This is a genomic window from Lacticaseibacillus boliensis (assembly GCF_054784775.1).
On record NZ_BAAIHN010000002.1, the window covers coordinates 35,605 to 56,918 of the forward strand.

The window sequence follows — 21,314 nt, forward strand, 5'->3', positions numbered from 1 at the left end:
ATAATAGAACTAACGAGTCGAAAGCGAGGATGGGCTAATGGAAACCGCGTTGATCTTGTTGCTGGCAGGTTTAGGTGGCGGGTTAGTGTCGTCGATGGCGGGAATGGCGTCTTTAATCACCTACCCCGTCTTGATCGCGCTGGGCGTCCCGCCGGTTTCCGCCAACGTCACCAATTCTGCGGCGATGATCTTCACCGGCGTCGGCGCCGGGCTGTCTTCTGCCAAGGAGTTGCGCGCCAACCGCCGCTTAATGTTGGTCATCACCGGCTACACCGTCGCCGGCAGCATCTTGGGCGCGCTGATCCTGGCGATCGCGCCGGCCGCAAGCTTTGCCAAGGTGGTGCCGTTTCTGATTGCGATCGCCGGTGGCTTGATGCTGTATTCCGCGTGGCATCAGCCCGGCCAAACCACCGTCGATGCCGCCGTCACCGGCTGGCGCGTGGTCGTTCGCAACCTTTTCATCGGCCTGGTCGGGGTCTACCTCGGGTACTTCGGCGCCGCAGCGGGCATCGTGATGCTGGCGATCTTGTCGGTCAGTTTGCCGCTGACTTTTAACGTGGCCAACGCGCTGAAAAACTTCACGACCTTTGCGGCCAATATCGTGTCGCTGGTGATCTATGCGTTCACGACGAACGTCTATTGGCTGTGGGTGATCCCGCTGGGGCTGGGGATGTTCATCGGCGGCATAGTCGGGCCGATGGTGGTCCGCCACCTGCCGCAGCGCGCGATCCGCATCACCATTGGCATCGCGGCTTTCGGGCTGGCCGGTTACTTCTTTTACACAGCATATTTCTAACATTAAGGCGTGGGGTTCAACCTCACGCCCTTTTTAGTGACTGCGATCGTGCAACGTTTATCGGTGTAGCGCCTGCATCTTGGCGACGGCTTCGGGCGTCACGTCAGCTTGCCTGCGCAACTTAGCCACCACCGCGTCAGGCACATACTTGAGCGGCCAGACGATGCCCGCGTTGACTAATGCCGCAAAATCTGCGGCAAACGCGGCATCGTCATGCAACGACCCGCGCGACTTGGGCCGAAAAGCGCAAACACAGGCCGCCCGTCACGCTCTGCCAACAACTTCGCCCCATTGGCGACAAACCCGGCCTCCGTCAACCCGTCTTGGATCAGTTGCAACACGTTCGGATATTCGTTATTCACCAGCTGTTCGACTTGCCTTTCACTCATGACGCTACCCCCTCGCAATCAAGTTGATTATACCTAATCTCAAGGGACAAAAATATGGAAACACGGCGCCGTGACGGACTTTTTGGACCATATTTACGGCCATCGTGGGACTGCTTACGCTCATTGTGAAAATAGTCTATAATAGTATCATTACTTTTCTGAAAGAAGTCCTGCTTTTTGTCTGCCACCCACCAATCTCAAAAACCGATGTTTGTCGTTGCCATTGTGGCGCTCATGTCATTCGTTGGCGTACTCACTGAAACGTCTATGAACACCACGTTTCCAATCTTGACGAAAGCCTTTCACGTTTCGCTTTCAACCGTGCAATGGGTCACATCCGGCTACTTGCTCGCCGCCGCCTTAGTCATGCTGACGTCAGCATATATGAAACGACGCTTCACCAATCGCCAGCTTTTTTCCGCCGCCGCCATGCTTTTCATCATCGGCGACCTGCTATGTGCGACCGCGTTGACGTTCCCGCAGCTGCTGGTTGGGCGGCTGATCCAAGCGGGCTGTGTCGGGCTGTGCACGCCGCTGATGGTCAACATCATTCTCGACGTCGTGCCGCGGGCAAAACTCGGGGTGTATATCGGCATCTCCAACGTCATCATCATGATCGCACCGGCGCTTGGGCCCACTTTTGGCGGGGCCATCACCGCCTTTGCCAGCTGGCGGATGATCTTCTGGTTGACACTACCGCTAGCGGTAGTGCTGCTGATTTTGGGTAGCGGCCAGATTCACCAATATTCGCCTCAGAGCCGCTTGACCTTTGATTGGGTCAGGTTCGGGCTGCTGGCTGTCGCCTTGGTCGCTTTGAATCTGGGGTTGACCACCATGAGCACAGGCCGCTGGCTGGTCGTGGCGCTACTGTTGCTGGTCGTTATCGCGTGCATGGGATGGTTTCTGTGGCTTTCGCGCACCAGCACGCGTTACTTATTCTCACTCGCGGTTTTCAAGCAACCGGCTTTCTTGTTCAGTTTTCTCCCCTATATCAGTTTGCAGTTCAGCAACGTGGGCATCAATTTCCTGATCCCCAATTATGTTCAAGACGTCTTCGGCGCCTCGGCTTTGATCGCCGGGTTGGTCCTTCTCCCAGGGTCTGCGTTTAACGGACTTGGGCAACCGTTCTACGGTTGGCTACTGGATCACTTTGGCGGGCGCCTGCCGCTGTTGCTGGGGGATGTCATCTTTACACTTGCCGCCTTGGCCATGGCGGCATTCGCTCCTGTGCTCGGCGCGGTGGGGATCATGGCGGCTTACCTGATTTTTTCCATCGGCCGCTCGATGGCTTTCAGCAACTCGGTCGCCTATGGTCTCAAGGCACTGCCCAAGGATCTGCAAACCGACGCCAACGCCTTATACAATATGGGCCAGCAAGCCGTCGGTGGGATCGGGACGACGGTGTTGTCCCTGCTGATGACGTCGGTCCACCGCCCTGACTTGAGTCACGCCCAAAATATCGCGGCCGGCAGTGCGCGAGCCTTTTGGCTACTAACCATTCTGGGCGTCATCGTCTTTGGGCTTTACTGGGTCTTACTTAACAAGACGGATGCGCATTAACCATCACCACGTCGCACCATAAAAGCACGCGTCCACCGATTGGTGAGCGCGTGCTTTTTTACCGTATCCACATCCTGTCAGGATATTTTCAGAAATGGGCTTGAGTGTCCAGTTGCTGTATAGTTTATACTAGTGACATTATCAATCCAGAAAGCCCGCGTTAGCTTGTGAAAAAAGAAAAGTTTAGCATCGTGTTGCCAATTGTTTTAATCAGTTTTTTTTTGATTCTCCTGGATAATGCCATCGTCTTTACCAGCTCAGTCAAAGTCGCACAAGACCTATCGCTGAACGCGCAAACTTTGGCCTGGGTCAGCAATGCCTATGCCCTCACTTTCGGCGGCTTTATCCTGCTCGGCGGACGGGCTGGGGATGTCTTCGGACGCCGGCAAATTTTTTTAATTGGCCTCGTGCTCTTCAGTGCCGCATCACTATTGGTCGGCGTCTCGCCCACCGGTGCCATGCTGATTGCCATGCGCGCGGTGCAAGGAGTCGCGCGGCGATCTTGGCGCCAACGACACTCGCCCTGCTCATGGACAACTACACCGGCACCATGCGCACCCGGGCAATCGTCTACTATGGTGCGACCGGTGGTCTGGGAGCCAGTGTCGGCCTTATTCTCGGGGGCTTGATCGCCAGTTACTTTTCATGGCGGATCGGCTTTTTGATCAACGGCCCTGTCGGCATTTTGATGATTATTTTAACCATCCGTTTTATTCCGCACAGTGCGCGTCAAAACGGTACCATTGATTGGCTCGGCGCGCTCTTATCGGTACTGGGTACCGTCGCGATTATTTATGGGATCAACGGTGCCACGCACCCAATTCCCTTGATTGGGCTGGGGATCGTGCTGATCCTGATGTTTATCTGGCAGGAACGGCGGACGGCCCAACCGTTAATGCCGCTTGTGCTCTTCAAAGATCGTGAGCGCAGCAGTGCCTATTTGGCTCGGTTCTTTTTCCTCGGGGCCATGATTTCTTACTTCTTCTTGACGCCACAAGCCATGCAAAATGTCTATCACGATACGCCGCTGATGGCCGCGGTGGGCTTCCTCCCACAGACGCTGCCGCAGTTTATTTCCACAACGCTGGTTTCGCGGTTGAGTGCCCGGTTTTCAAACACGCAGATCATGATTGCCGGGACGTTCATCACTACGGCGGGGATGGTAATGGCCGCGATCCTGAAAGTCCAAAGCGGCTATCTCTGGGGGCTGGCGTTGCCCATGGTCATCTTGGGGGTCGGCCAAGGACTCTCGATGAGTACCTTGACTGTCGCCGGCGTCGCACACACGAGTCCCGATATCGCCGGCTCAGCCTCTGGGGTCGTCAATACCATGCACCAAGTCGGCAGTTCTGCCGGCCTGGCATTGATCACGATGCTGACGGCAGGGCTCAGCGATCCAGTCCTTGCTTATAACCATTCGCTTGTGATCATGGTCGTGTTTATGGTGATTGCTTTGCTGGCAACGATCAACGTTGCCTTTGCCAATAAATAAGGCGAGATAAGAATGCGATTTTCGTAACGCGCAAATAGCGCTGCCCTGCATGGACAGCGCTATTTGCTTGTATGCAACAACGTCGAAATACTTAGACTTTGGTTTTTTTTACCCCTATTGATCAGAAAACAGGAAGTGCCGCAACGCTGTGTCGACCGTCTTATTGTTCTCGTGCAGCTGACTGTGCTGGGCGCCTTTTCCCTTCACTTCGCGTTCCTGGTAATCGCCGTGCCAGTCCCGCAGGAGATACTTGAGACTGCTGGCGGCGTTGACGTCAACCACACCATCAGAGTGGCTGCCATCCCCGAGATCCCCATACAGATCCAACACCGCCTTGGCGTGAAAATTCTTAGCTTCGCGCGCCATCTGGCGATACTTGGCGCTTGCGACGAGCGGTTTGCCGTTTTTGGCATACTTGCCTGCGATCGTTGTCCCGTCTGGCACAAAACCGCTGGTGAACGGTGCTGCGATCGCGACCAGCTTGTTCATCTTGACGGCAGGATGCTGCATCGCTGCTTCGATCACGGCGGTCCCACCATCAGAATGGCCGACCGCATTGACCCGCTGCACATGGTACCGCTGGTGTAGCATCGCGTATACCTGCAGTAACCAGTGCGTAAACTGCTGATTATCAAGGCTATCTTGATACACCACTTGAACGAGGGGATGCTTGGCGTGCAAGTCACCTTTGACCTTCATCTTGCCATTAGGACTCACGGTGACTGTCATCGTCTGTTTGGCGACGCCTGCCCGCGTCAAGGCGGCAATCATTTTATCTGTCGAATAGGCCGTACCACTATATCCATGTAAAAATATCGTTGGTACGCTGGTCGTCGATTTTGGCGATTTTTCCTGATGCCAAGTCAGCCCATTGAGACAAACCAACGCCACAACGATCAGGACGAGTAACCACCATTTCTTTTTCACAAGCATTTGCCTCCATGGCGCCGTCGATTTACCCTTCACGGACGCTTGTTTAATCACTTGAATTCTAACCAAAAAATGGGAAAGCGACCAGTCAGCCGCCTTCCCATTCAGTCTGTTTAGTTGAGCACGGCCTTCACCGCAGCTTTGAGCTGCGGATCGTTGTTGGCAAACTGTGCAGACAGCTTCGCCACCATCGCTGCCAAGGTGTTGGCGTCTGCGTTGCCGGTAGCATCCAGCTTGTTGGCAGACTGGAACGCCTTGACTGCGGCTTGTGTCGACGGGCCATAGTAGCCGTTGTCGGTCCCTGGGTCGTTACCCACAACCTTCAGCAACTGTTGCAGCGACTTGACATCAGCGCTTTCGTCACCGGCTTTGAGACTGTCAGTCGAGAACGCGGTGATGTTCATGTAGGCGGGATACTTGACCTTAACCGTTGGCGTCAGGCCCTTCTTGTTGATCCAGGTCCCATTTGGCGTCAGCCACTTGGCGACGGTCAACTTGACTTCGCTGGACTTGTTGAGACTGGCGACATTTTGCACGGTGCCTTTGCCATAACTCTGCTCCCCAACCAGCGGGGTCTTGTTATTCTCGTTGAGCGCCGCTGACAAGATCTCAGAAGCAGAAGCGGAGTTGCCATCGATCAAGATCGCCATCGGTTCGGTGACCTTGAAGCCTTTATCGTACTTCTCGGCCGCCTTGTACGTCTGGGTCGCACCGGAGCGGTCTTGGACCTTCACGATGGTACGCCCATCTTTCAAGCACATCGACGCAATACTCAACGCCTGCGTCAGCTCACCACCTGGGTTGCCACGCAGATCAAGGACGAAGCGCTTGGCGCCTTGTTTGCGCAGTTTCTTAACGGTTTGTTCGAACTGCTTAGCTGTTGGTTCCGAGAAGGTCGCGATCGTGATGATCCCGACTTTCTTGTTGGTCTTGTCCAAGCTGCCTTCGACGGTGTCTGTGGTGATCTTCGCGCGCTTCATGTCAAAAGTCAGCTGCTTGCTACCGCGCTTGACCGTGACCTTGACGGTGGTCCCGATCTTGCCCCGGATCTTAGCGACGGCGGTGCTGACGTCTTCTTTGGAAACGTCTTTGCCGTTGACCTTGATCAACTGGTCGCCGACTTGCATCCCCGCCTTTTTGGCTGGGGTGTTTGGCATGATGCTTTCGACCGTTAACTTATCCGAGCCCTGCTGAACCGTGGCCCCGATGCCGCCGAAGCTGGCAGAAAGCGTCGAATCCAGCGAGCTCTTGGAATCGTTGGTGAGGTAGGTCGAATACGGATCACCTAGGCTATCAAGCATCCCCTTGATCGCGCCGTCTGCGAGCTTAGTGCTCGATGTCTTCTTATAGTAGCTCGACTGGATCGTCGAATAAGTCGACAACACTTTGCCAAAGCCCTTCGGCAAATTGGCCGTATTGGTCGTTGTCGCGTCTTGCATCGTGTGTACCGTGTAGCCGAGCACGCCGCCACCGATCAGCGTCACACTCATGCCAACGGCGAGTAGCCATGCTGGGACCTGCAAATGTTTTTTAGCCAAGCGTCTCGCCTCCGATCTGTTCCCGCGCCAGGTATTCCTGCCAAACATCATCAAACACACTCATGCTCGGCAGGTAGTTGCCGTTGAGTTCGAGGTATTCGCTGAGTTTGTCAAAATCAGACACCTGCTTGGGAAAACTTTGGTCTAAGAAGGCGTTTTGTGCAAAATCCGCGATCTCACTGTGATCGTTGGGGTTGCGCAAGGTCATGAGATACTGATAAAAAGTCTGCCGCATGCTATTCCTTTCTCTGTCTCCGCGCTGAATCGAGAATCGCTAGTCTTTCCAGTTCTCGTCGATGAACGCTTGGCGTTGGGCGTGTTCTTGCGCATAACGCCGCGGGTTGTGAGCGTAGAATTCCTGATGTTCAGGTTCTGCCGGGTAAAACGGCTTGGCATCTTCGATCGTTGTCACGATCGGCTCCTTGAAGCGGCCGCTGGCGGCCAAGGCCTTCTTGGACGCTTCTGCCGCCTTGCGTTGGTCATCGTTGGCCACATAGATCACCGGCCGATAGTTGTCGCCGCGATCTTGGAACTGACCCATCGCATCCGTCGGGTCGGTTTGTTGCCAATAAACATCCAACAACTGGTCATAGCTGATGATTTTGGGATCGAACGTGATTTCAACGGCTTCGGTGTGGCCAGTCGTGTGGGATTGCACCTGCTGATAGGTAGGATTGGCGACATGGCCGCCGGTATAGCCCGACACCACGTTCAAGATCCCTGGTTGTTCTTCGAATGGTTGCACCATACACCAGAAGCAGCCACCGGCAAAAATTGCAGTTTCAGACATGTTTGGTCGTCTCCTTTGAGATAATGATTGTTTGTTTAACGGCAATGGGAACCATAACAAGCCAACTGGGACTTGCTTTGGCGGTTGTCGTCGCGCTATGCAGGACAACGGCATTACGCATAAGTCATCTCGGTCACGCGATGGCGTTGCCATTACGCACCCAAGCTGCCTTATGTACATGCCTAAAACCGTCCTGCTTCGCTCTGGAGTTCGTCGAGCTTTTTGAGGCAACGCGATTGCGTGTAAGGCGTTCCGGTCTCGCACGGCTTTGCCGCACAAGCCCAGACCACCTTACACCCATCGCTAAGAACGCCTCAAAAAACTCTGGGTTACTTTTCCGGTAAGTACACCGAAAAGTCAATTTCGTCATTGGGTAAGTCGATCTTGGTGGCTTTTAATGCCATGCCGTTTTGCATGGTGAATTTGCTCAATTTTAACACAATGGTTTCTTTTGAGCTATTGAGTTTCACCCACTTGGGTAGCTTGTAGCTATGGCCAACGTAGTTCAGGACATAACTGATTGGGACCGGTAAGCTGCCAATATTCAACTTGCGGGCCTTGAGTTCGACGTCGCCGTTAGCTTTGACCAGCGGATCGAACAACAGTTGGAATTTGATCGTCGACCCGAAGAACTGGAACTTGCCACCAAGCACCGCTTGGTCTCCGATCGTCATCGTGTATTTGATCTTACTGTCTTTGAGATAATCATTGAGATAATAATCAACGATCCGGTTGACCTGCCGCTTGGTCAGGTGCACAGACAGTGCCGGCTGATTGTCTTCTTCAGTGGTAGTCGTGGTTTGCGTGATCGGGTCGTTGTACGGTGTCAGCACCTTGACGGTAAACCAGACACCAGTACCGATGATCAGGCCAAGCAAGACCAGCGCAACCCAACGCCACCAGTTGATCCTTTTCTTCGGGGTTTTCCTATCTGCTCGCTTCATTAATTATTGCCATTGCTCCTTCGTCTTTTGCATGATCCGCCACAACTGTTGCGTCATCTGGGCGTAGCCGGCATTGTTCGGGTGAAAATGATCCTGCGTGAAGATCAGCGGGTTGGCGCTGGCGTCTCCTGCGACCGCCTTTTTCAGCTTGGCCTTCGTGGCCTTGCTGGCTGTGGTCGTGCCGCCTTTGGTCAAAACAGAATCGATGTCGACGTAATACGCGTGGTTAACTTTCTTAAGCGTCTGTTGCGTCGCCTGGTTCCAAGTCTTCACGCTGGTCGTCATCGCCGTCAGCTTAGGAAAATACACGTAAAACGGGTTATAGATCCCGAAGACATAAATTGGCGCGTCAGGATTGTCCTTGCGCAACGTGTGCAACAGCTTCAACAGGTTTTTTTGAAACTTCGTGTTGCCTTGGGCGACGTCTTGTTTCGTGATATCAAAAAAGTGTTTTTGTAACACTGCCATCAAGTCGTTGCCGCCAACGGTGACGGTTAAAATATCGGCGTTGGCAACCGCGGTTTGCAACTTCTTTTGCTTATCGAGGCGGGCTTGAATCTGCGGCGCCGTGTTGCCGGTAACCCCAAAGTTTTGCGTCGTGACCTGGTAATTGCCAGAAGCCTCGAGGTCGGTCTTGATCAACGCCACGTAGCCACCAGAGTCTGTCGCATCCCCGACGCCGTGCGTCAGTGAATCGCCCACTCCGACTAGTCGCCGCGTGTGCACTTTGTTAGCGACGCCTTCCAGATGTGTGGCTTCTACCTTAGGCCCGAAGACCTGCCAGCCGCCAAAGGTCACCGCCGCCACCGCCACCACGACGGCTAAGGCCTGGATAAATTTTTTGATGATGACCCCTCCTTCCAAACAGAAAAAGGACAGGTCGCACCCTGCCCTCACCCATGCTGAAATTAGTATAACACACCCCGCGCCATCAAAGGTTTAAGGGTCTGTAAACAAACATCGCCCTACCCGTTAAACGAGTAAGGCGACGTGATTAGTCTGTATAGCACATGATCGCAAACGCGCCAGCTCCGGCGTGCGTTGCAATGACTGGATCGGTCGGCCGAATCAAGAGCGGCACATGCGGCAAGGCCGTGCGGATCTTGTTGCCGATCTCTTGGGCGTACTCTTCACCACCGGCAAAGGATACCCCGACTTCGCGCAAGTTGTCGAAGCCTTGCATCTTCTCGATGAAGCTATCGACGAAGCGATGCAAGGTCTTGGCACCACGGCCCTTTTGAATGACCTTCAATTCACCATCTGCAACCTGCAAGATCACCTTGATGTTGAAGAAAGAACCGATCGCACCGGCCGTCCGGCTGAGGCGGCCGCCTTTGACCAGGTTTTCCAAGGTCGACACACCCATCACAAGGGTCGTGTGTTCTTTGACTTTTTGCATCACGTTGAGGACTTCCGGCATCTCAGCGCCGTTCTTGATTGCTTTGGCTGCTTCGATCACTTGGAACGCCTGGGCGCGATCGGTGAAGTCGCAATCGACCACCGTCACATCCCCGTCTGCCATGTCTGCGGCTTGCCGCGCAGAGTTGACCGTGCCGCTGATCGCCTGCAACATGTGGACGGACAGCACCTGGCTGCCATCGGCGGTTAGTCGGTTGTAGACATCCAAAAACGTCCCTGGCGCCGGCTGAGACGTCTTGGGCAGGGCCTCAGATTCCGCCATTTTGTCCATGAATTCCGATCTGGTGATCGTTTCCCCATCAATATAAACAGTGGAATCGATCATGATCGTCAACGGCACCACGGTAATATCGTATTCAGCGATTTCCTCTGGCGTGAGTTGAATTGATGAATCAGTTACAAGTTTAATCTTTGCCATGTCGCGGCCACACTTCCTTCTAGGTTACGTACACACTTCGTCAGTATAACAAAGACCGTCGTCCTTGTCAGCATCGGACTATCTAGTTTTGATAACTAGTTTAAGTTGATACGGTCATTCTATCATGTTATGATGGAGTCGTAAACGATTGGTTTCACAACTGGTATATCTCGGAGGGATTCATATGCAACTAACTAACAACTCACAAGATTACACCTTCACCAACGAGAGCCTGAGTGCCACCACTCACGCCATTGGCTTGGGCATGGCGATTATCGGTACAGTGGTGCTCGCTTTCCGCGCAGGGTCTGACCCGTTGCGACAAGCGACCTTTATCGGCTTCGGGGCGGCCTTGATTCTCTTGTACTCGGCCTCCACTGCCTTCCATAGTCTCTATTTTACCAAGGCACGGCACGTGTTGCAGGTTTTAGACCATTCCGGCGTCTTCATTCTCATCGCAGGCTCCTATCTGCCATACTGTCTCGTCGCCATTGGCGGTAAGCTTGGCATCGGCCTGTTGATCGGGATCTGGGCGTTGTGTTTGGCAGGGATCGGCTACAAGTGCTTCTTCATTGGCAAATGGAAAATCGTCGAAACCAGTATCTATGTCATCTTAGGTTGGCTGTGCCTGATCGGGATCCAGCCCCTCTGGCGCCACCTCGGCCCTATCGGCTTCTGGTTGCTCGTCTCCGGCGGTATCGCCTACACGCTGGGCGCAGTTGTTTACTCACAAAAGCATATCCCATACATTCACGTCATCTGGCACCTCTTCGTCATGGCAGGCAGCGCCTGCATGTACGCATCGATTTATTTGTTTGTTTAACCAGAGCGGAGTGGCACGTACTTAGCGGGTCGGGTAGCTCGAAGATGACCAGAGGCGTCTATTCTAAAACCTCACACTAACTAATAAAGGTGGCAAGAAAGCCGGATTCACTTTCTTGCCACCTTTTGCTATGCATAATATCGAATGATTGCCACCAGCGCAGGCGACGCGGCATCATTGCCAACGAGTTTTGTATAATACGCCGCAAAGCGTGAATCAGCAGCATACAGATCTGCCAAACCACGGTGGATCGCCGGGGTGTAGTTGGGCATCGCCAAGCGCAACCATTGGCGATGAGCTTCAAACGCCGCCCGAGCATCCGCACCTGGAAACACCGGTGCAGCTAGATAAGCGATTAGCGCTTGTTTCAGCCGCTGTTCGGCCGTCTGCAGTTGCGCATACTGGGCTTTGCTCAAATCGCGCCAGTGCGCGTCTGCGGCCTGTTTTTGCGTCTTGCCATACTTGGCAACGACTTCTTGTCCGAATTGTTCGTCGTTGGTCGCAATCTGCTGATCTTTAAACGCAGCAAATTTTTCATTGTCTGGCATCGGGTTATCTCCTTCCAAGTTCTGCAAAGTTGCATCCAGACGACGGGCCACATCCGCAAGGTGTTGCTGCTTGTCAGCAATCACCTGTGCTTGGGTCTTCAGCGCTGCCGCCAGCGTCGCCGAGTCTTTGTCGAGCAACGTCGCGATTTCCCGCAACGGAAAACCAAGCTCTTGTAACATCAACACCCGTTGCAAGCGATCTGCGTCGGCGCTGGTGTATTCGCGGTAGCCATTGGCCGCGAGTTTGGGCACCACCAAGCCCAACTCGTGATAATACCGCAACGCGCGCGGCGTTGTGCCTGTCAGTGCCGCAAACGCCTTAATCCGATAAGTCGCCATGTCGTCCTCCTCAACCTTGCTGATACCAGCATAATCCCTCACGTTGCGTGAAGGTCAAACAAAAACCCACCGGCTGAGCCGATGGGTTCTCACTTAACGCCGCTGCCACACCTCAAACGTGTGCGTCAGCGCCGGGTCTGGATTTTCAACCGTCCGCGACGATTCCAGCTGATATGCCTGCCAATCGATCGGCGTCATAGTCACATCGCCTTCAAAATCACCTGCCAGGCGGGTAACCAAAAGCGTATCCGGCAGATCAGCGAGACTGGCAAAAACGCCGGCACCACCGGTGATCACAACGTTTTGATCGGGATGACTGGCCGCCAGTGCCAACAACTCATCGCGAGAGTGCACGATTACCGCGCCTTCAGCCTGAAAATCAGGATCGTGCGTTAAGACGACGTTCACCCGTCCCGGCAACGGCCGCTTGGGCAAACCGAGATAAGTCTTGCGTCCCATGACAGTCAACTGTCCGAGCGTATTGGCTTTGAAATACTTGAGGTCGTCAGGCAGATGCCATGGCAAACGGCCATCGCGTCCGATGATGCCATTGGCGGCTTGTGCCCATAAGAATGCGATCATGTGGGATTTCTCCTCCAAAAAGGGATGTGGGATTGGGGAACAGTGCGGAATAGCTGACAAATTTTGTGTTGGGGGTCGTCGAGCTACGCAGGACAACGGCATTGCGCATAAGTCATCTCGGTCACGCGCCGGCAATGCCGGCACGCACCCAAGCCGCCCTTATGCACATGCCTAAAACCGTCCCGCTTCGCTCTGGTTTTTCTCGTCGAGCTTTGCGGTGCAACGCCGGTACAGCTAGCTACGCTATCGTATTCGGGGCCAAGACCGCCCCAAACACGATAGCTAGGCTACCCGACCCGCGAAGTGCGCACCGCTTCGCTCTGGTTTTTCTCGTCGAGCTACGCAAAGCAACGCTGGGCTGTCTAAATCGTCTCGGTCGTGCACGGCTTCGCCGCACAAGCCCAAGCCGCCTTAGACTCCCAGCTAAAACCGCTTTGCTCCGCTCTGGTTATACTGCTACCGGTGCCTTGATTGCTGGATACGGGTCGTAGTTTTCGACCTTGATATCAGACATATCATAATCAAAGACAGATTGCTTGTCGGGATTCAGCCACAGCGTTGGCGCCTTTTTTGGCGTACGCGCAAGCTGGGTTTTGACCTGTTCGATGTGGTTGGTGTAGATGTGCGCATCCCCGAAGGTGTGGATGAACTCACCCACTTGCAGGCCAACTTCATGCGCGATCATCGACGTCAGCAGCGCATAAGACGCGATGTTGAACGGCACGCCTAAGAACATGTCTGCAGAGCGTTGGTAAAGCTGCAAGGAGAGCTTGCCGTCGTTGACGTAGAACTGAAAAAGCGTGTGACACGGCGGCAACGCCATGGTTGGAACGTCTTCAGGATTCCATGCGCTGACGATCAGCCGCCGGGAGTTGGGATTCGTGCGGATCTGTTCGATCACATCACCCAGTTGGTCGATCGTGTCGCCGCGGCTGGTTTCCCACGCACGCCACTGGCGCCCGTAGACGTTGCCAAGCGTCCCATAGGCTTCAGCAAAATCTGAATCGTCTAGGATGCGCTGGTCGAACTTCGCCATCTGCTCTTGGTATTGCTTGGCAAACTCCGGATCCTGCAGGCGACGCTGGCCAAAGTTGGTCATGTCCGGGCCGGTGTAATCCGCACTGGCGATGAAACGCTCGAACGCCCATTCATCCCAAATATGATTCTTGTGTTGCAACAAGAAGCGGATGTTGGTGTCGCCGTGCAAAAACCACAGTAGCTCGCTTTTGATCAGGCCAAACGGCACTTTCTTGGTCGTCAGCAGCGGAAACCCTTGTTGCAGATCAAAGCGCAACTGCGCCCCGAAGTGGCTGTAGGTGCCGGTGCCAGTCCGATCGCCTTTGAAATCCCCTTCCGCCAAGATCTGGCGCATCAAGTCCAAATAAGGTTGCTCTAACATGTCGTGCCCTCCATATCAGTTGACGTACTCATCCAGTTCTGCAAAGCGGTCGAACATCTCGTCTAATTTTGCGTTATCCTGATCGATCTGTGCCTGCAAGTCGCCCAGCTTCACATAGTCTTTGCCGTCAGTGGCGGCCATTTCGGCCTTGAGCTTGGTGATCTTGTCATCGAGATCATCCATTTGCTTTTGCAGTTTATCATGTTCCATGCTTTCCGCATAGGTCAATTTAGTTTTAACTTTTGGTGCTTCCGGCGCAACCGGTTGGGCTTTCGGCTTGGCCGCGCTGACAGCGGGTTTGGCTTGCGCCTTGGCGAGGTAATCGGTGAACTCACCGACATAGCGCTCGATCTGGGCGTTACCGTTGAAGATCAGCAGGTGATCTGCGGCTTTATCCAAGAAGTAACGATCATGGCTGACGGTGATGACGGTGCCGGGAAAATGATCCAGGTAATCTTCCAGCACGGTCAAGGTGGCCACATCCAAGTCGTTGGTCGGCTCGTCTAAGAGCAAGACGTTAGGCTGTTCCATCAACACCCGCAGTAAATACAGCCGCCGCTTTTCCCCACCGGACAGACGCCCGATTAGCTCGCCGTGCATGCTGCGCGGGAACAAGAACTGCTCGAGCAGTTGGGTGACGCTGATGCGCTCGCCGGAATTAGTCACCAGCTCTTCGCCGACGTCTTGTAGATACGCGATCACGCGCTTGTTGTTGTCGAGTTCTTGTGACAGCTGGGTGTAATAGCCCAGCTTCACGGTTTCGCCGATTTCGACGACGCCGCTGTCGAGCTTCAGCTTCCCGGCGATCACGTTCAACAGCGTCGATTTTCCGGCCCCGTTTTCGCCGGTGATCCCGATGCGCTGACCCGGCTGAACCAACCATGAGAAATCTTGCAAAATGTGGTGCTTACCCAGCGTCAGGTTCGCGTCTTTGAACGTGATGACCTTCTTGCCCAGACGCGTGGAGGCAACCTTCATCTCGACGGTGCCGGTGGCTGCCGGCCGGTCTGCCATGTCGGCTTTCAGATCGTTAAACCGATTGATCCGGGCCTGCTGTTTGGTCGTCCGCGCCTGCGCGCCGGCGTGCATCCAGTCGAGTTCTTGGCGATACAGTTGTTGCTGCTTGTGAGCGGCGGCAGTGTCTCTCGTCACCTGCTCGGCTTTTTTGGTGACATAGGCTTCATAGTTGCCTTCGTAGCGATACAGCTGGCCGTGATCGAGTTCCCAGATATTGTTGGCAACACGATCGAGGAAGTAACGATCATGGGTGACGACCAACAGCGCGCCTTTGTACTGACTCAGGCGCTTTTCAAGCCAAGCGATCGAGTCAAAATCCAGATGGTTGGTCGGTTCGTCCAAGATCAACAGGTCGGGCGATTCAATCAGCACCTGGGCCAAGCCGACACGTTTTTGCTGGCCGCCGCTGAGGCTGCCGATCGTCTGATTGAGATCCGGCAGATGCAGCTGCGTGAGGATCGTCTTGATGTCTGTATCCACCTGCCAGGCGTCCAATTGCGTCATCTGCGCGTCGGCCTTGGAATAAGCCTCTTGTGCGGCTTCGTCCATGGGGTCTTCGGTGTAAACCGCCAGCGCCTTTTGGTATTGCCGCAGCGCCGCGAAAATTGGTCCGGTACCGCCATAAACGGCATCCATGATCAGCTTGTCTTCCGCCAACGCCGGCTTCTGCGCCAGATAAGCAATCCGATAGTTCTTGGCCGTGGTGACCTCGCCGGAATCAAACGGATCGACATCCGCCAACCCGTTGAGCAGGGTCGACTTGCCGGTGCCGTTGACCCCGATCAGGCCGATGCGGTCGCCTTCGTTGATCAGAAAGTCGATATTTTTGAATAGTTGCTTGTCGCCGTAAGCCTTGCTTACGCCGTTTGCCATTAATGTTTGCATTTTATCCGTCCCAAATGTTAGTCTGCTTCTATTTTAACAGACAATCCCTGGCCATACAAAAACCCCCAAGCGTTGGCTTGCGGGTTAAGTACGATCAGATCAGCGGATAATCATCATCAACGGTGCGCTGAGCATCGATCACGATGTAGAGATGGCCGTTTTTGCTGCTGACCTTGCTACTTTGATAAATATTGTCGAGGCCACTTTCATCGACTTCTTTGAACGGGAAGTAGATCGTGATGCCATGCTCGTTGTCATAGACCAGATCCATCTTCTCAATATCTTGATACTTCGTCGCCCGGCCAAACATCCCCAGCTCCAGCGACCCGGTGTTGATGTCGGTCGACTTCACATGGTCGGCTTCAGGCAGGATCTCGACTTTAAAACTCTTGCACGGGTGAATTTCACGGATATTACCGCCATTGATCCGACCGTAGCTGGTCGTCACACGGCTGATCCAAATGTCGGCCAGCTCCTTGTGCGATACCGTCCACTCGTCCCCGTTGCGAAAATGAAACACCAGCTGTTCAAAAACGTGTTCAGTCATCTGCTCCATCCATCCTTTCGTGAATCTGCTTACATGCCTATTCTAGCACACTTCGTCACGAAAAGTCGCTGCCGCCGCCAGGAGTTTGGATTCGTCGTTGGGTAGCTTGCCTTCCACGACCGCTTGTTCCAAACGGTGCAGCGTCGTTCCCAGCAAACGCCCAGGCTTGAAGCCGTGTTGCATCAAGATGTCACCGTTGACGGCTAGCTCTTGATTGCTGTGGATCGCCAAGGCCGCATAGCGCGCCTGCACGGCTTCGGCAGCAAACGCCGGTTGCAGATACTGCTTAGCAGCAATTGCGGTTTTGACGGCATCGGTCCCGGCTTGATACAGTGCCCAGACGTCGCCATCATCGATCTTGGGCAACAAGGCAACAGCGCGTTGCACGATCCGATCCAGCGCGTTGGCCTGCTTCCAGGCTTTCATCGCCTTGTGCACGTTGAGGTTCAGACAGGCACACACCAGCGTCCAACCGACATTCAGATCAGCCAGCGGTGTGGCCGGTAGCGCGGCGAGCTTTTGCAAGCCGGCCTTGGCGTCTGCCATCAGCGGCGCGTATTGATACAGCCCCGTCGTGATCAACGTGTCCAAACCGGCGGCACGATCGAAGCCCAACAAGAGCTTGCCAAACTCCGTGGCGATCCGCTCCACCGAAATGTGTGCCAACAACGCCGCGTTGGTGGCAATGGCGTCTTCGGTTTGGGCCTCGATGGTGAAGCCCAGCTGGCTCTGGAAGCGAACCGCACGCATCATCCGTAGCGCGTCTTCATGGAACCGCTCGTGGGCATCGCCGACCGCGCGCAAGACCTTGTGGTTGAGGTCATCGATACCACCAAACAAGTCGACGATCGTGCCGTCGTGCCGCGCGGCCAACGCGTTGACCGTGAAGTCCCGCCGGCGCAGGTCTTCTTCAAGTGAACGCACGAAGGTGACGTGGTCAGGCCGCCGGAAGTCTTGATAAGTCGACTCCGTCCGAAACGTCGTGACCTCGTAGCCGACGCCGTGGTCCAACACCATGACGGTGCCGTGTTGAATCCCGGTATCGACGGTTTTAGGAAAAATCTGCTTGATTTCTTCAGGGTAAGCGGAGCTGGCGATATCGACATCGTGAATCGGTAACCCCAACAGCGCATCGCGCACGCTACCACCGACAAAATACGCCTCGTAGCCGGCTGCTTCGATTTGTCGCATGAGCGGGATCGCAGCTTGAAAATCTGGATGGGTTAAATCAATTTGCATACTGGCACCTCTTTCTCTACCATGATAGCAAATTCCCCGCCGGCCTGCAGAGTCACTCAGCGTCTAATTCATCCAGTCGCGCTTGCATCTCGGTGTCGTCAGGCACCAAGGCCACATAGCGGGTCAGTGCGGCCTTCAACTCCGGCAACGCTGAAGTGGATTGGAAAAAGTCGATGATGTCGTGCAAAAAGTCCGGTGAATCCGCAAATGACCGGAACGCCAACAGGTAGTTTTCCCGCGCCTTGTCAACGTTGTCTAGGCGATCATAACTCTTGGCGAGGTTCCAATAGATCTGCGGATCGACGTCACCGCTTTGATCGATGGCCTCTAAGAATGCGATGTTGTCGTCGTCTTTTTCCGTTGCCAGCAACAGGTTCGACCATGCCAACATCAGCGCCTGGTTTTCCGGATCGATGGCGCGCGCTTTTTGTAAGTACGTTCGTGCCAGATCGAAGTCTTCAGCCTTCAGCGCCAGATCCGCCCCTAACCCATACAGGTCCGGATTGGTGTCGTCAACTTGCAGGCCGGATTGCACCGTCGTCAAGGCCGCGTCGGCTTGATGGTCGGCCGCTTGGGCCTGGGCCAGCGGCAGATAAGCATTGGCATACGTGTCGTCTTCTTCGATGACAGCCGACAGCTTGTCGATCGCCCGCGGGTAGTCTTTGAGTTGCAGGTATAGCCCGCCTAAGGTGAAGGTGCTGTTGAAGTCCAAGGCGTCGCCGAGTTCTTCATACACCGCCACCGCGTCTTCGTATTGGCCGAGATTGGCCAGCGTCGCCCCGTAGCGTGCCTTCACCGAGACGTTCGCCACGGTATCCACACCGGCTTGGATCAGCTCAGAATACGCCAAGGCGGCCTCTGAGTCCTTTCCCCAATCGAAGTACAACTCGCCAAGTGCAAAGGTGATGACCGGCTCGTCAGGCGCCAACTTTTTAGCTTCAAGCAGTTTTTGGGCACTGACTTCATACAACCCTTGCGTCTGGTAAACGTCTGCGGCGGTCATCAGCGCCTGCACGTAGTAATCGCTGGTCTCAGGCACCTGCGCCAGATAATTCAGCGCCTTGTCAGCATCGCCGTTGGATACGGCAATATCGGCCAGCATCGCGCGGATATCGTCTTGATCGGGATATTTGCCCAACAGCTCTTCATACAAACGCTGTGCCTGGCCGGTGAAGCCTAAGGCGTACAACTCTTGAGCAAGATTATACTTGGTTTCATCATCATCATGCGCGATCACTTGTATGAACAGGTCACGGGCCTGATTCATGTCGCCATTTTCTAAGGCGGTCAACATCTGTTCTGAATAACTCATGATTCCCTCCGTATCATCGTTTCGACATGCCTGCTTAGGCGGCTGGGGTGGCTTTTTCGTCGAGCTACGCGGAGCAACGCGGGTACGGCTAGCTACGCCATTGCACTCGGGGCCAAAACCGCCCCAAACCCGATAGCTAGGCTACCCGACCCGCTAAGTGCGCACCGCTTCGCTCTGGTTTTCTTCGTCGAGCTACGCAGGACAACGGCATTGCGCATAAGTCGTCTCGGTCACGCGCTGGCGCTGCCAGCACGCACCCAAGCCGCCTTTTGCACATGCCTAAAGCCGTCCTGCTTCGCTCTGGTTTTTTTCGTCGAGCGACACAAAGCAACGCTGGACTGTCTAAGCTGTCTCGGCCACGGCACGGCTTCGCCGCACCATGACCAAGCCATCTTAGACTCCCTGCTAAAACCGCTTTGCTTCGCTCTGGTTTTTTCGCTCTGGGCAAAACGAAACGGCCGAACCCGTTAAGGTTCAGCCGTTTGATGTATCATTGCCTCAGGAGACTACTTAACAGCGTCCTTGAGTGCCTTACCAGGCTTGAATGCTGGTACCTTAGATGCAGGGATTTCAATCTCTGCACCGGTTTGTGGGTTGCGGCCCTTACGAGCAGCGCGTTCGCGCACTTCGAAGTTACCGAAACCGATCAATTGAACCTTAGCACCTGCAGCCAGGTTATCTTGGATCGAACTGAAGACAGCGTCAACAGCAGCAGTTGCGTCTTTCTTGGTCAGACCAGTCTTTTCCACAACGCTTTCGATCAATTCAGCTTTGTTTGCCATAAGCAATTTCACCTCCGTATGATTTAGATGATTCATCATCTAAAGTCCCAACTGTGAGCTACCTCACAGAATGAGGAAACAATGATAAAACCGTATCACTATTTCATGCTTAAAGATAGCACACCAACGCCGGTGTAGCAAGGTTTTTTCACGTTTTAGCGGTAGTTTTAGCAACCAATGAAAAAACATTTTTGAAAAGTTAAGTTTCGGCGTGCCGAAGCTGCAAAGCCTAATTACTTGCGGTTTCGCGCAATCAAGTGAATTGGCGTGCCATCGAAATCAAATGTGTGGCGCAACTGGTTGATCAAAAAGCGCTGATACGAGAAGTGTAACAGGTCCGGATCGTTGACAAAAGCCACGAATGTCGGCGGTTTGACGGCCACTTGCGTCAGATAGTAGATACGCAGACGCTTGCCGTTGATTGTTGGCGTCGGCGTGACTGCAATCGCATCCAACAAGACATCGTTCAACACTGCACTTTGAATTCGCCGATTCTGATTTTCAGAAACATTGATGATCATTTGCGGCAGATTCTTAAGGCGCTGATGCGTTTTTGCGGAGACAAAAACGATTGGCGCGTAGTCGAGATACTGGAATTCGTCCCGAATGTGCTGTTCGAATTCTTGCATCGTGTGGTTGTCCTTGCTGGTCAAGGTGTCCCACTTGTTGACGACGATGATGATGCCACGCCCGGCTTCGTGCGCATAGCCGGCAACTTTCTTGTCTTGTTCGCGGATGCCGGTTTCAGCATCCAAAACGACCAACACCACATCGGAACGATCGATCGCACGCAAGGCCCGCATCACAGCATACTTTTCGGTGTTTTCGTACACCTTGCCGCGTTTGCGGATCCCAGCAGTATCGATCATGGTGAACTCTTGGTCGTGACTGACGAACTTGGTGTCGATCGCGTCTCGAGTCGTGCCTTCAATATCAGACACGATCACCCGCTCTTCACCAAGGATCGCGTTGACCAAGCTGGACTTGCCAACATTGGGCCGGCCGATGAAGGAGAACTTGATGCTGTCGTCTTCTGGCGCTTCCCCTTCTTCAGGAAAGGCGGCCAAAACAGCGTCTAAGGCGTCCCCTAAGCCGATCCCATGGGTCCCAGATAACGGATAAGGTTCCCCGAAACCCAGCGAGTAAAAATCATAGATATCGTTGCGCCGCTCAGGGTTGTCGACCTTGTTAACGGCCAACACCACCGGCTTGTCGGCACGGTAGAGGATCTGGGCGACTTTTTCGTCAGCGTCAGTGACCCCTGCTTCGACACTCATCAAAAACATGATCACATCCGCTTCATCGATCGCAATTTCGGCTTGTTGGGTGATCTGGGACAAGAATGGTTCGTCCCCCAGATCGATCCCGCCGGTGTCGATCAATGCAAACTCTTTGCCCAGCCATTCAGCTTTGCCGTAGATCCGGTCACGCGTGATCCCGGGGGTATCTTCGACGATCGAAACACGTTCGCCTAAGATCCGGTTGAAAATCGTGGACTTGCCGACGTTCGGGCGGCCAACGATCGCCAATGTTGGTAATACCATTTGCTCACATCCTTAATTGTG

General features: G+C 54.2%; 21 protein-coding genes and 1 pseudogene. 4 read left to right on the plus strand and 18 right to left on the minus strand.

Annotated elements, in window-relative coordinates:
• Positions 1-37 precede the first annotated feature (37 nt).
• A complete protein-coding gene (locus ACYVRB_RS01295; protein ID WP_461213069.1) occupies positions 38-796 on the plus strand; it encodes a sulfite exporter TauE/SafE family protein in 759 nt (252 codons plus the stop codon).
• Between the two features lie 57 nt (positions 797-853).
• Here the strand turns inward: ACYVRB_RS01295 and ACYVRB_RS01300 are convergent, their stop codons facing one another.
• Together ACYVRB_RS01300 and ACYVRB_RS01305 are read right to left on the minus strand one after the other, a co-directional pair.
• Positions 854-1,015, minus strand: a complete 162-nt coding sequence (locus tag ACYVRB_RS01300) for a hypothetical protein (protein WP_461213071.1) — start codon at positions 1,013-1,015, stop codon at positions 854-856.
• Complete coding sequence (locus ACYVRB_RS01305) at positions 973-1,185, minus strand: hypothetical protein (protein ID WP_461213072.1); 213 nt, start codon at positions 1,183-1,185, stop codon at positions 973-975. Before ACYVRB_RS01305 ends, ACYVRB_RS01300 begins: the two co-directional genes overlap by 43 nt.
• 207 nt (positions 1,186-1,392) lie before the next feature.
• On the opposite strand from ACYVRB_RS01305, the gene ACYVRB_RS01310 reads away from it, so the two are divergent.
• Positions 1,393-2,745: an MFS transporter gene (locus tag ACYVRB_RS01310; protein WP_461213231.1), complete on the plus strand. Its 1,353-nt coding sequence runs from the start codon at positions 1,393-1,395 to the stop codon at positions 2,743-2,745.
• A 167-nt stretch (positions 2,746-2,912) separates the two neighbouring features.
• A pseudogene (locus ACYVRB_RS01315) lies at positions 2,913-4,237 on the plus strand (MFS transporter).
• Positions 4,238-4,351: 114 nt separating this feature from the next.
• On the opposite strand, the gene ACYVRB_RS01320 reads toward ACYVRB_RS01315, so the two are convergent.
• The 7 genes from ACYVRB_RS01320 to ACYVRB_RS01350 form a co-directional block, all read right to left on the minus strand.
• Positions 4,352-5,164: an alpha/beta hydrolase gene (locus ACYVRB_RS01320; RefSeq protein WP_461213073.1), complete on the minus strand. Its 813-nt coding sequence runs from the start codon at positions 5,162-5,164 to the stop codon at positions 4,352-4,354.
• Between the two features lie 116 nt (positions 5,165-5,280).
• Positions 5,281-6,705, minus strand: a complete 1,425-nt coding sequence (locus ACYVRB_RS01325) for a S41 family peptidase (RefSeq protein WP_461213075.1) — start codon at positions 6,703-6,705, stop codon at positions 5,281-5,283.
• A complete protein-coding gene (locus ACYVRB_RS01330; RefSeq protein ID WP_461213076.1) occupies positions 6,698-6,940 on the minus strand; it encodes a YozE family protein in 243 nt (80 codons plus the stop codon). Before ACYVRB_RS01330 ends, ACYVRB_RS01325 begins: the two co-directional genes overlap by 8 nt.
• Before the next feature lie 39 nt (positions 6,941-6,979).
• Positions 6,980-7,495 carry a peptide-methionine (S)-S-oxide reductase MsrA gene (msrA, locus tag ACYVRB_RS01335; RefSeq protein WP_461213077.1) on the minus strand — a complete coding sequence of 172 codons (516 nt, stop codon included), beginning with the start codon at positions 7,493-7,495 and terminating at the stop codon, positions 6,980-6,982.
• A 329-nt stretch (positions 7,496-7,824) separates the two neighbouring features.
• Positions 7,825-8,439, minus strand: a complete 615-nt coding sequence (locus ACYVRB_RS01340; RefSeq protein ID WP_461213078.1) for a YpmS family protein — start codon at positions 8,437-8,439, stop codon at positions 7,825-7,827.
• Positions 8,440-8,442: 3 nt separating this feature from the next.
• Positions 8,443-9,336 (minus strand): SGNH/GDSL hydrolase family protein, encoded by an 894-nt coding sequence (locus tag ACYVRB_RS01345; RefSeq protein ID WP_461213080.1) that lies wholly within the window; start codon positions 9,334-9,336, stop codon positions 8,443-8,445.
• Between the two features lie 97 nt (positions 9,337-9,433).
• Positions 9,434-10,276, minus strand: coding sequence for a DegV family protein (locus ACYVRB_RS01350; protein WP_461213081.1), 843 nt, complete (start codon positions 10,274-10,276; stop codon positions 9,434-9,436).
• Between the two features lie 184 nt (positions 10,277-10,460).
• Here ACYVRB_RS01350 and trhA point away from each other — a divergent pair, with 184 nt between their 5' ends.
• Positions 10,461-11,099, plus strand: a complete 639-nt coding sequence (gene trhA / locus ACYVRB_RS01355) for a PAQR family membrane homeostasis protein TrhA (RefSeq protein WP_461213082.1) — start codon at positions 10,461-10,463, stop codon at positions 11,097-11,099.
• 128 nt (positions 11,100-11,227) lie between these two features.
• Here trhA and ACYVRB_RS01360 read toward each other — a convergent pair whose 3' ends face one another.
• From ACYVRB_RS01360 to der, 9 genes are all read right to left on the minus strand, one after another.
• On the minus strand, positions 11,228-11,986 hold the full coding sequence (locus tag ACYVRB_RS01360) for a MerR family transcriptional regulator (protein WP_461213083.1): 759 nt from the start codon (positions 11,984-11,986) through the stop codon (positions 11,228-11,230).
• Between the two features lie 93 nt (positions 11,987-12,079).
• Positions 12,080-12,568: a dihydrofolate reductase gene (locus ACYVRB_RS01365; protein WP_461213084.1), complete on the minus strand. Its 489-nt coding sequence runs from the start codon at positions 12,566-12,568 to the stop codon at positions 12,080-12,082.
• Positions 12,569-13,016: 448 nt separating this feature from the next.
• Positions 13,017-13,967: a thymidylate synthase gene (locus ACYVRB_RS01370; protein ID WP_461213085.1), complete on the minus strand. Its 951-nt coding sequence runs from the start codon at positions 13,965-13,967 to the stop codon at positions 13,017-13,019.
• A gap of 15 nt (positions 13,968-13,982) precedes the next feature.
• On the minus strand, positions 13,983-15,869 hold the full coding sequence (locus tag ACYVRB_RS01375; protein ID WP_461213086.1) for an ABC-F family ATP-binding cassette domain-containing protein: 1,887 nt from the start codon (positions 15,867-15,869) through the stop codon (positions 13,983-13,985).
• A 94-nt stretch (positions 15,870-15,963) separates the two neighbouring features.
• On the minus strand, positions 15,964-16,416 hold the full coding sequence (locus ACYVRB_RS01380; protein WP_461213087.1) for a hypothetical protein: 453 nt from the start codon (positions 16,414-16,416) through the stop codon (positions 15,964-15,966).
• A 42-nt stretch (positions 16,417-16,458) separates the two neighbouring features.
• Positions 16,459-17,655 (minus strand): CCA tRNA nucleotidyltransferase, encoded by a 1,197-nt coding sequence (locus tag ACYVRB_RS01385; RefSeq protein WP_461213088.1) that lies wholly within the window; start codon positions 17,653-17,655, stop codon positions 16,459-16,461.
• A gap of 52 nt (positions 17,656-17,707) precedes the next feature.
• Positions 17,708-18,967, minus strand: a complete 1,260-nt coding sequence (locus tag ACYVRB_RS01390; protein WP_461213089.1) for a tetratricopeptide repeat protein — start codon at positions 18,965-18,967, stop codon at positions 17,708-17,710.
• A 506-nt stretch (positions 18,968-19,473) separates the two neighbouring features.
• Entirely contained in the window at positions 19,474-19,749 is a 276-nt protein-coding gene (locus ACYVRB_RS01395; protein WP_054715215.1) for an HU family DNA-binding protein, read from the minus strand.
• A gap of 233 nt (positions 19,750-19,982) precedes the next feature.
• Positions 19,983-21,293 carry a ribosome biogenesis GTPase Der gene (der, locus tag ACYVRB_RS01400; RefSeq protein WP_461213091.1) on the minus strand — a complete coding sequence of 437 codons (1,311 nt, stop codon included), beginning with the start codon at positions 21,291-21,293 and terminating at the stop codon, positions 19,983-19,985.
• Positions 21,294-21,314: the final 21 nt, after the last annotated feature.

Bases quoted from the DNA above. Each gene is read 5' to 3' on its own strand.
- ACYVRB_RS01295 (WP_461213069.1), top strand. From the start codon at position 38: ATGGAAACCGCGTTGATCTTGTTGCTGGCAGGTTTAGGTGGCGGGTTA.
- ACYVRB_RS01305 (WP_461213072.1), bottom strand. From the start codon at position 1,185: ATGAGTGAAAGGCAAGTCGAACAGCTGGTGAATAACGAATATCCGAAC.
- ACYVRB_RS01310 (WP_461213231.1), top strand. From the start codon at position 1,393: ATGTTTGTCGTTGCCATTGTGGCGCTCATGTCATTCGTTGGCGTACTC.
- ACYVRB_RS01330 (WP_461213076.1), bottom strand. From the start codon at position 6,940: ATGCGGCAGACTTTTTATCAGTATCTCATGACCTTGCGCAACCCCAAC.
- msrA (WP_461213077.1), bottom strand. From the start codon at position 7,495: ATGTCTGAAACTGCAATTTTTGCCGGTGGCTGCTTCTGGTGTATGGTG.
- ACYVRB_RS01340 (WP_461213078.1), bottom strand. From the start codon at position 8,439: ATGAAGCGAGCAGATAGGAAAACCCCGAAGAAAAGGATCAACTGGTGG.
- ACYVRB_RS01350 (WP_461213081.1), bottom strand. From the start codon at position 10,276: ATGGCAAAGATTAAACTTGTAACTGATTCATCAATTCAACTCACGCCA.
- trhA (WP_461213082.1), top strand. From the start codon at position 10,461: ATGCAACTAACTAACAACTCACAAGATTACACCTTCACCAACGAGAGC.
- ACYVRB_RS01360 (WP_461213083.1), bottom strand. From the start codon at position 11,986: ATGGCGACTTATCGGATTAAGGCGTTTGCGGCACTGACAGGCACAACG.
- ACYVRB_RS01365 (WP_461213084.1), bottom strand. From the start codon at position 12,568: ATGATCGCATTCTTATGGGCACAAGCCGCCAATGGCATCATCGGACGC.
- ACYVRB_RS01370 (WP_461213085.1), bottom strand. From the start codon at position 13,967: ATGTTAGAGCAACCTTATTTGGACTTGATGCGCCAGATCTTGGCGGAA.
- ACYVRB_RS01375 (WP_461213086.1), bottom strand. From the start codon at position 15,869: ATGCAAACATTAATGGCAAACGGCGTAAGCAAGGCTTACGGCGACAAG.
- ACYVRB_RS01380 (WP_461213087.1), bottom strand. From the start codon at position 16,416: ATGACTGAACACGTTTTTGAACAGCTGGTGTTTCATTTTCGCAACGGG.
- ACYVRB_RS01385 (WP_461213088.1), bottom strand. From the start codon at position 17,655: ATGCAAATTGATTTAACCCATCCAGATTTTCAAGCTGCGATCCCGCTC.
- ACYVRB_RS01390 (WP_461213089.1), bottom strand. From the start codon at position 18,967: ATGAGTTATTCAGAACAGATGTTGACCGCCTTAGAAAATGGCGACATG.
- ACYVRB_RS01395 (WP_054715215.1), bottom strand. From the start codon at position 19,749: ATGGCAAACAAAGCTGAATTGATCGAAAGCGTTGTGGAAAAGACTGGT.
- der (WP_461213091.1), bottom strand. From the start codon at position 21,293: ATGGTATTACCAACATTGGCGATCGTTGGCCGCCCGAACGTCGGCAAG.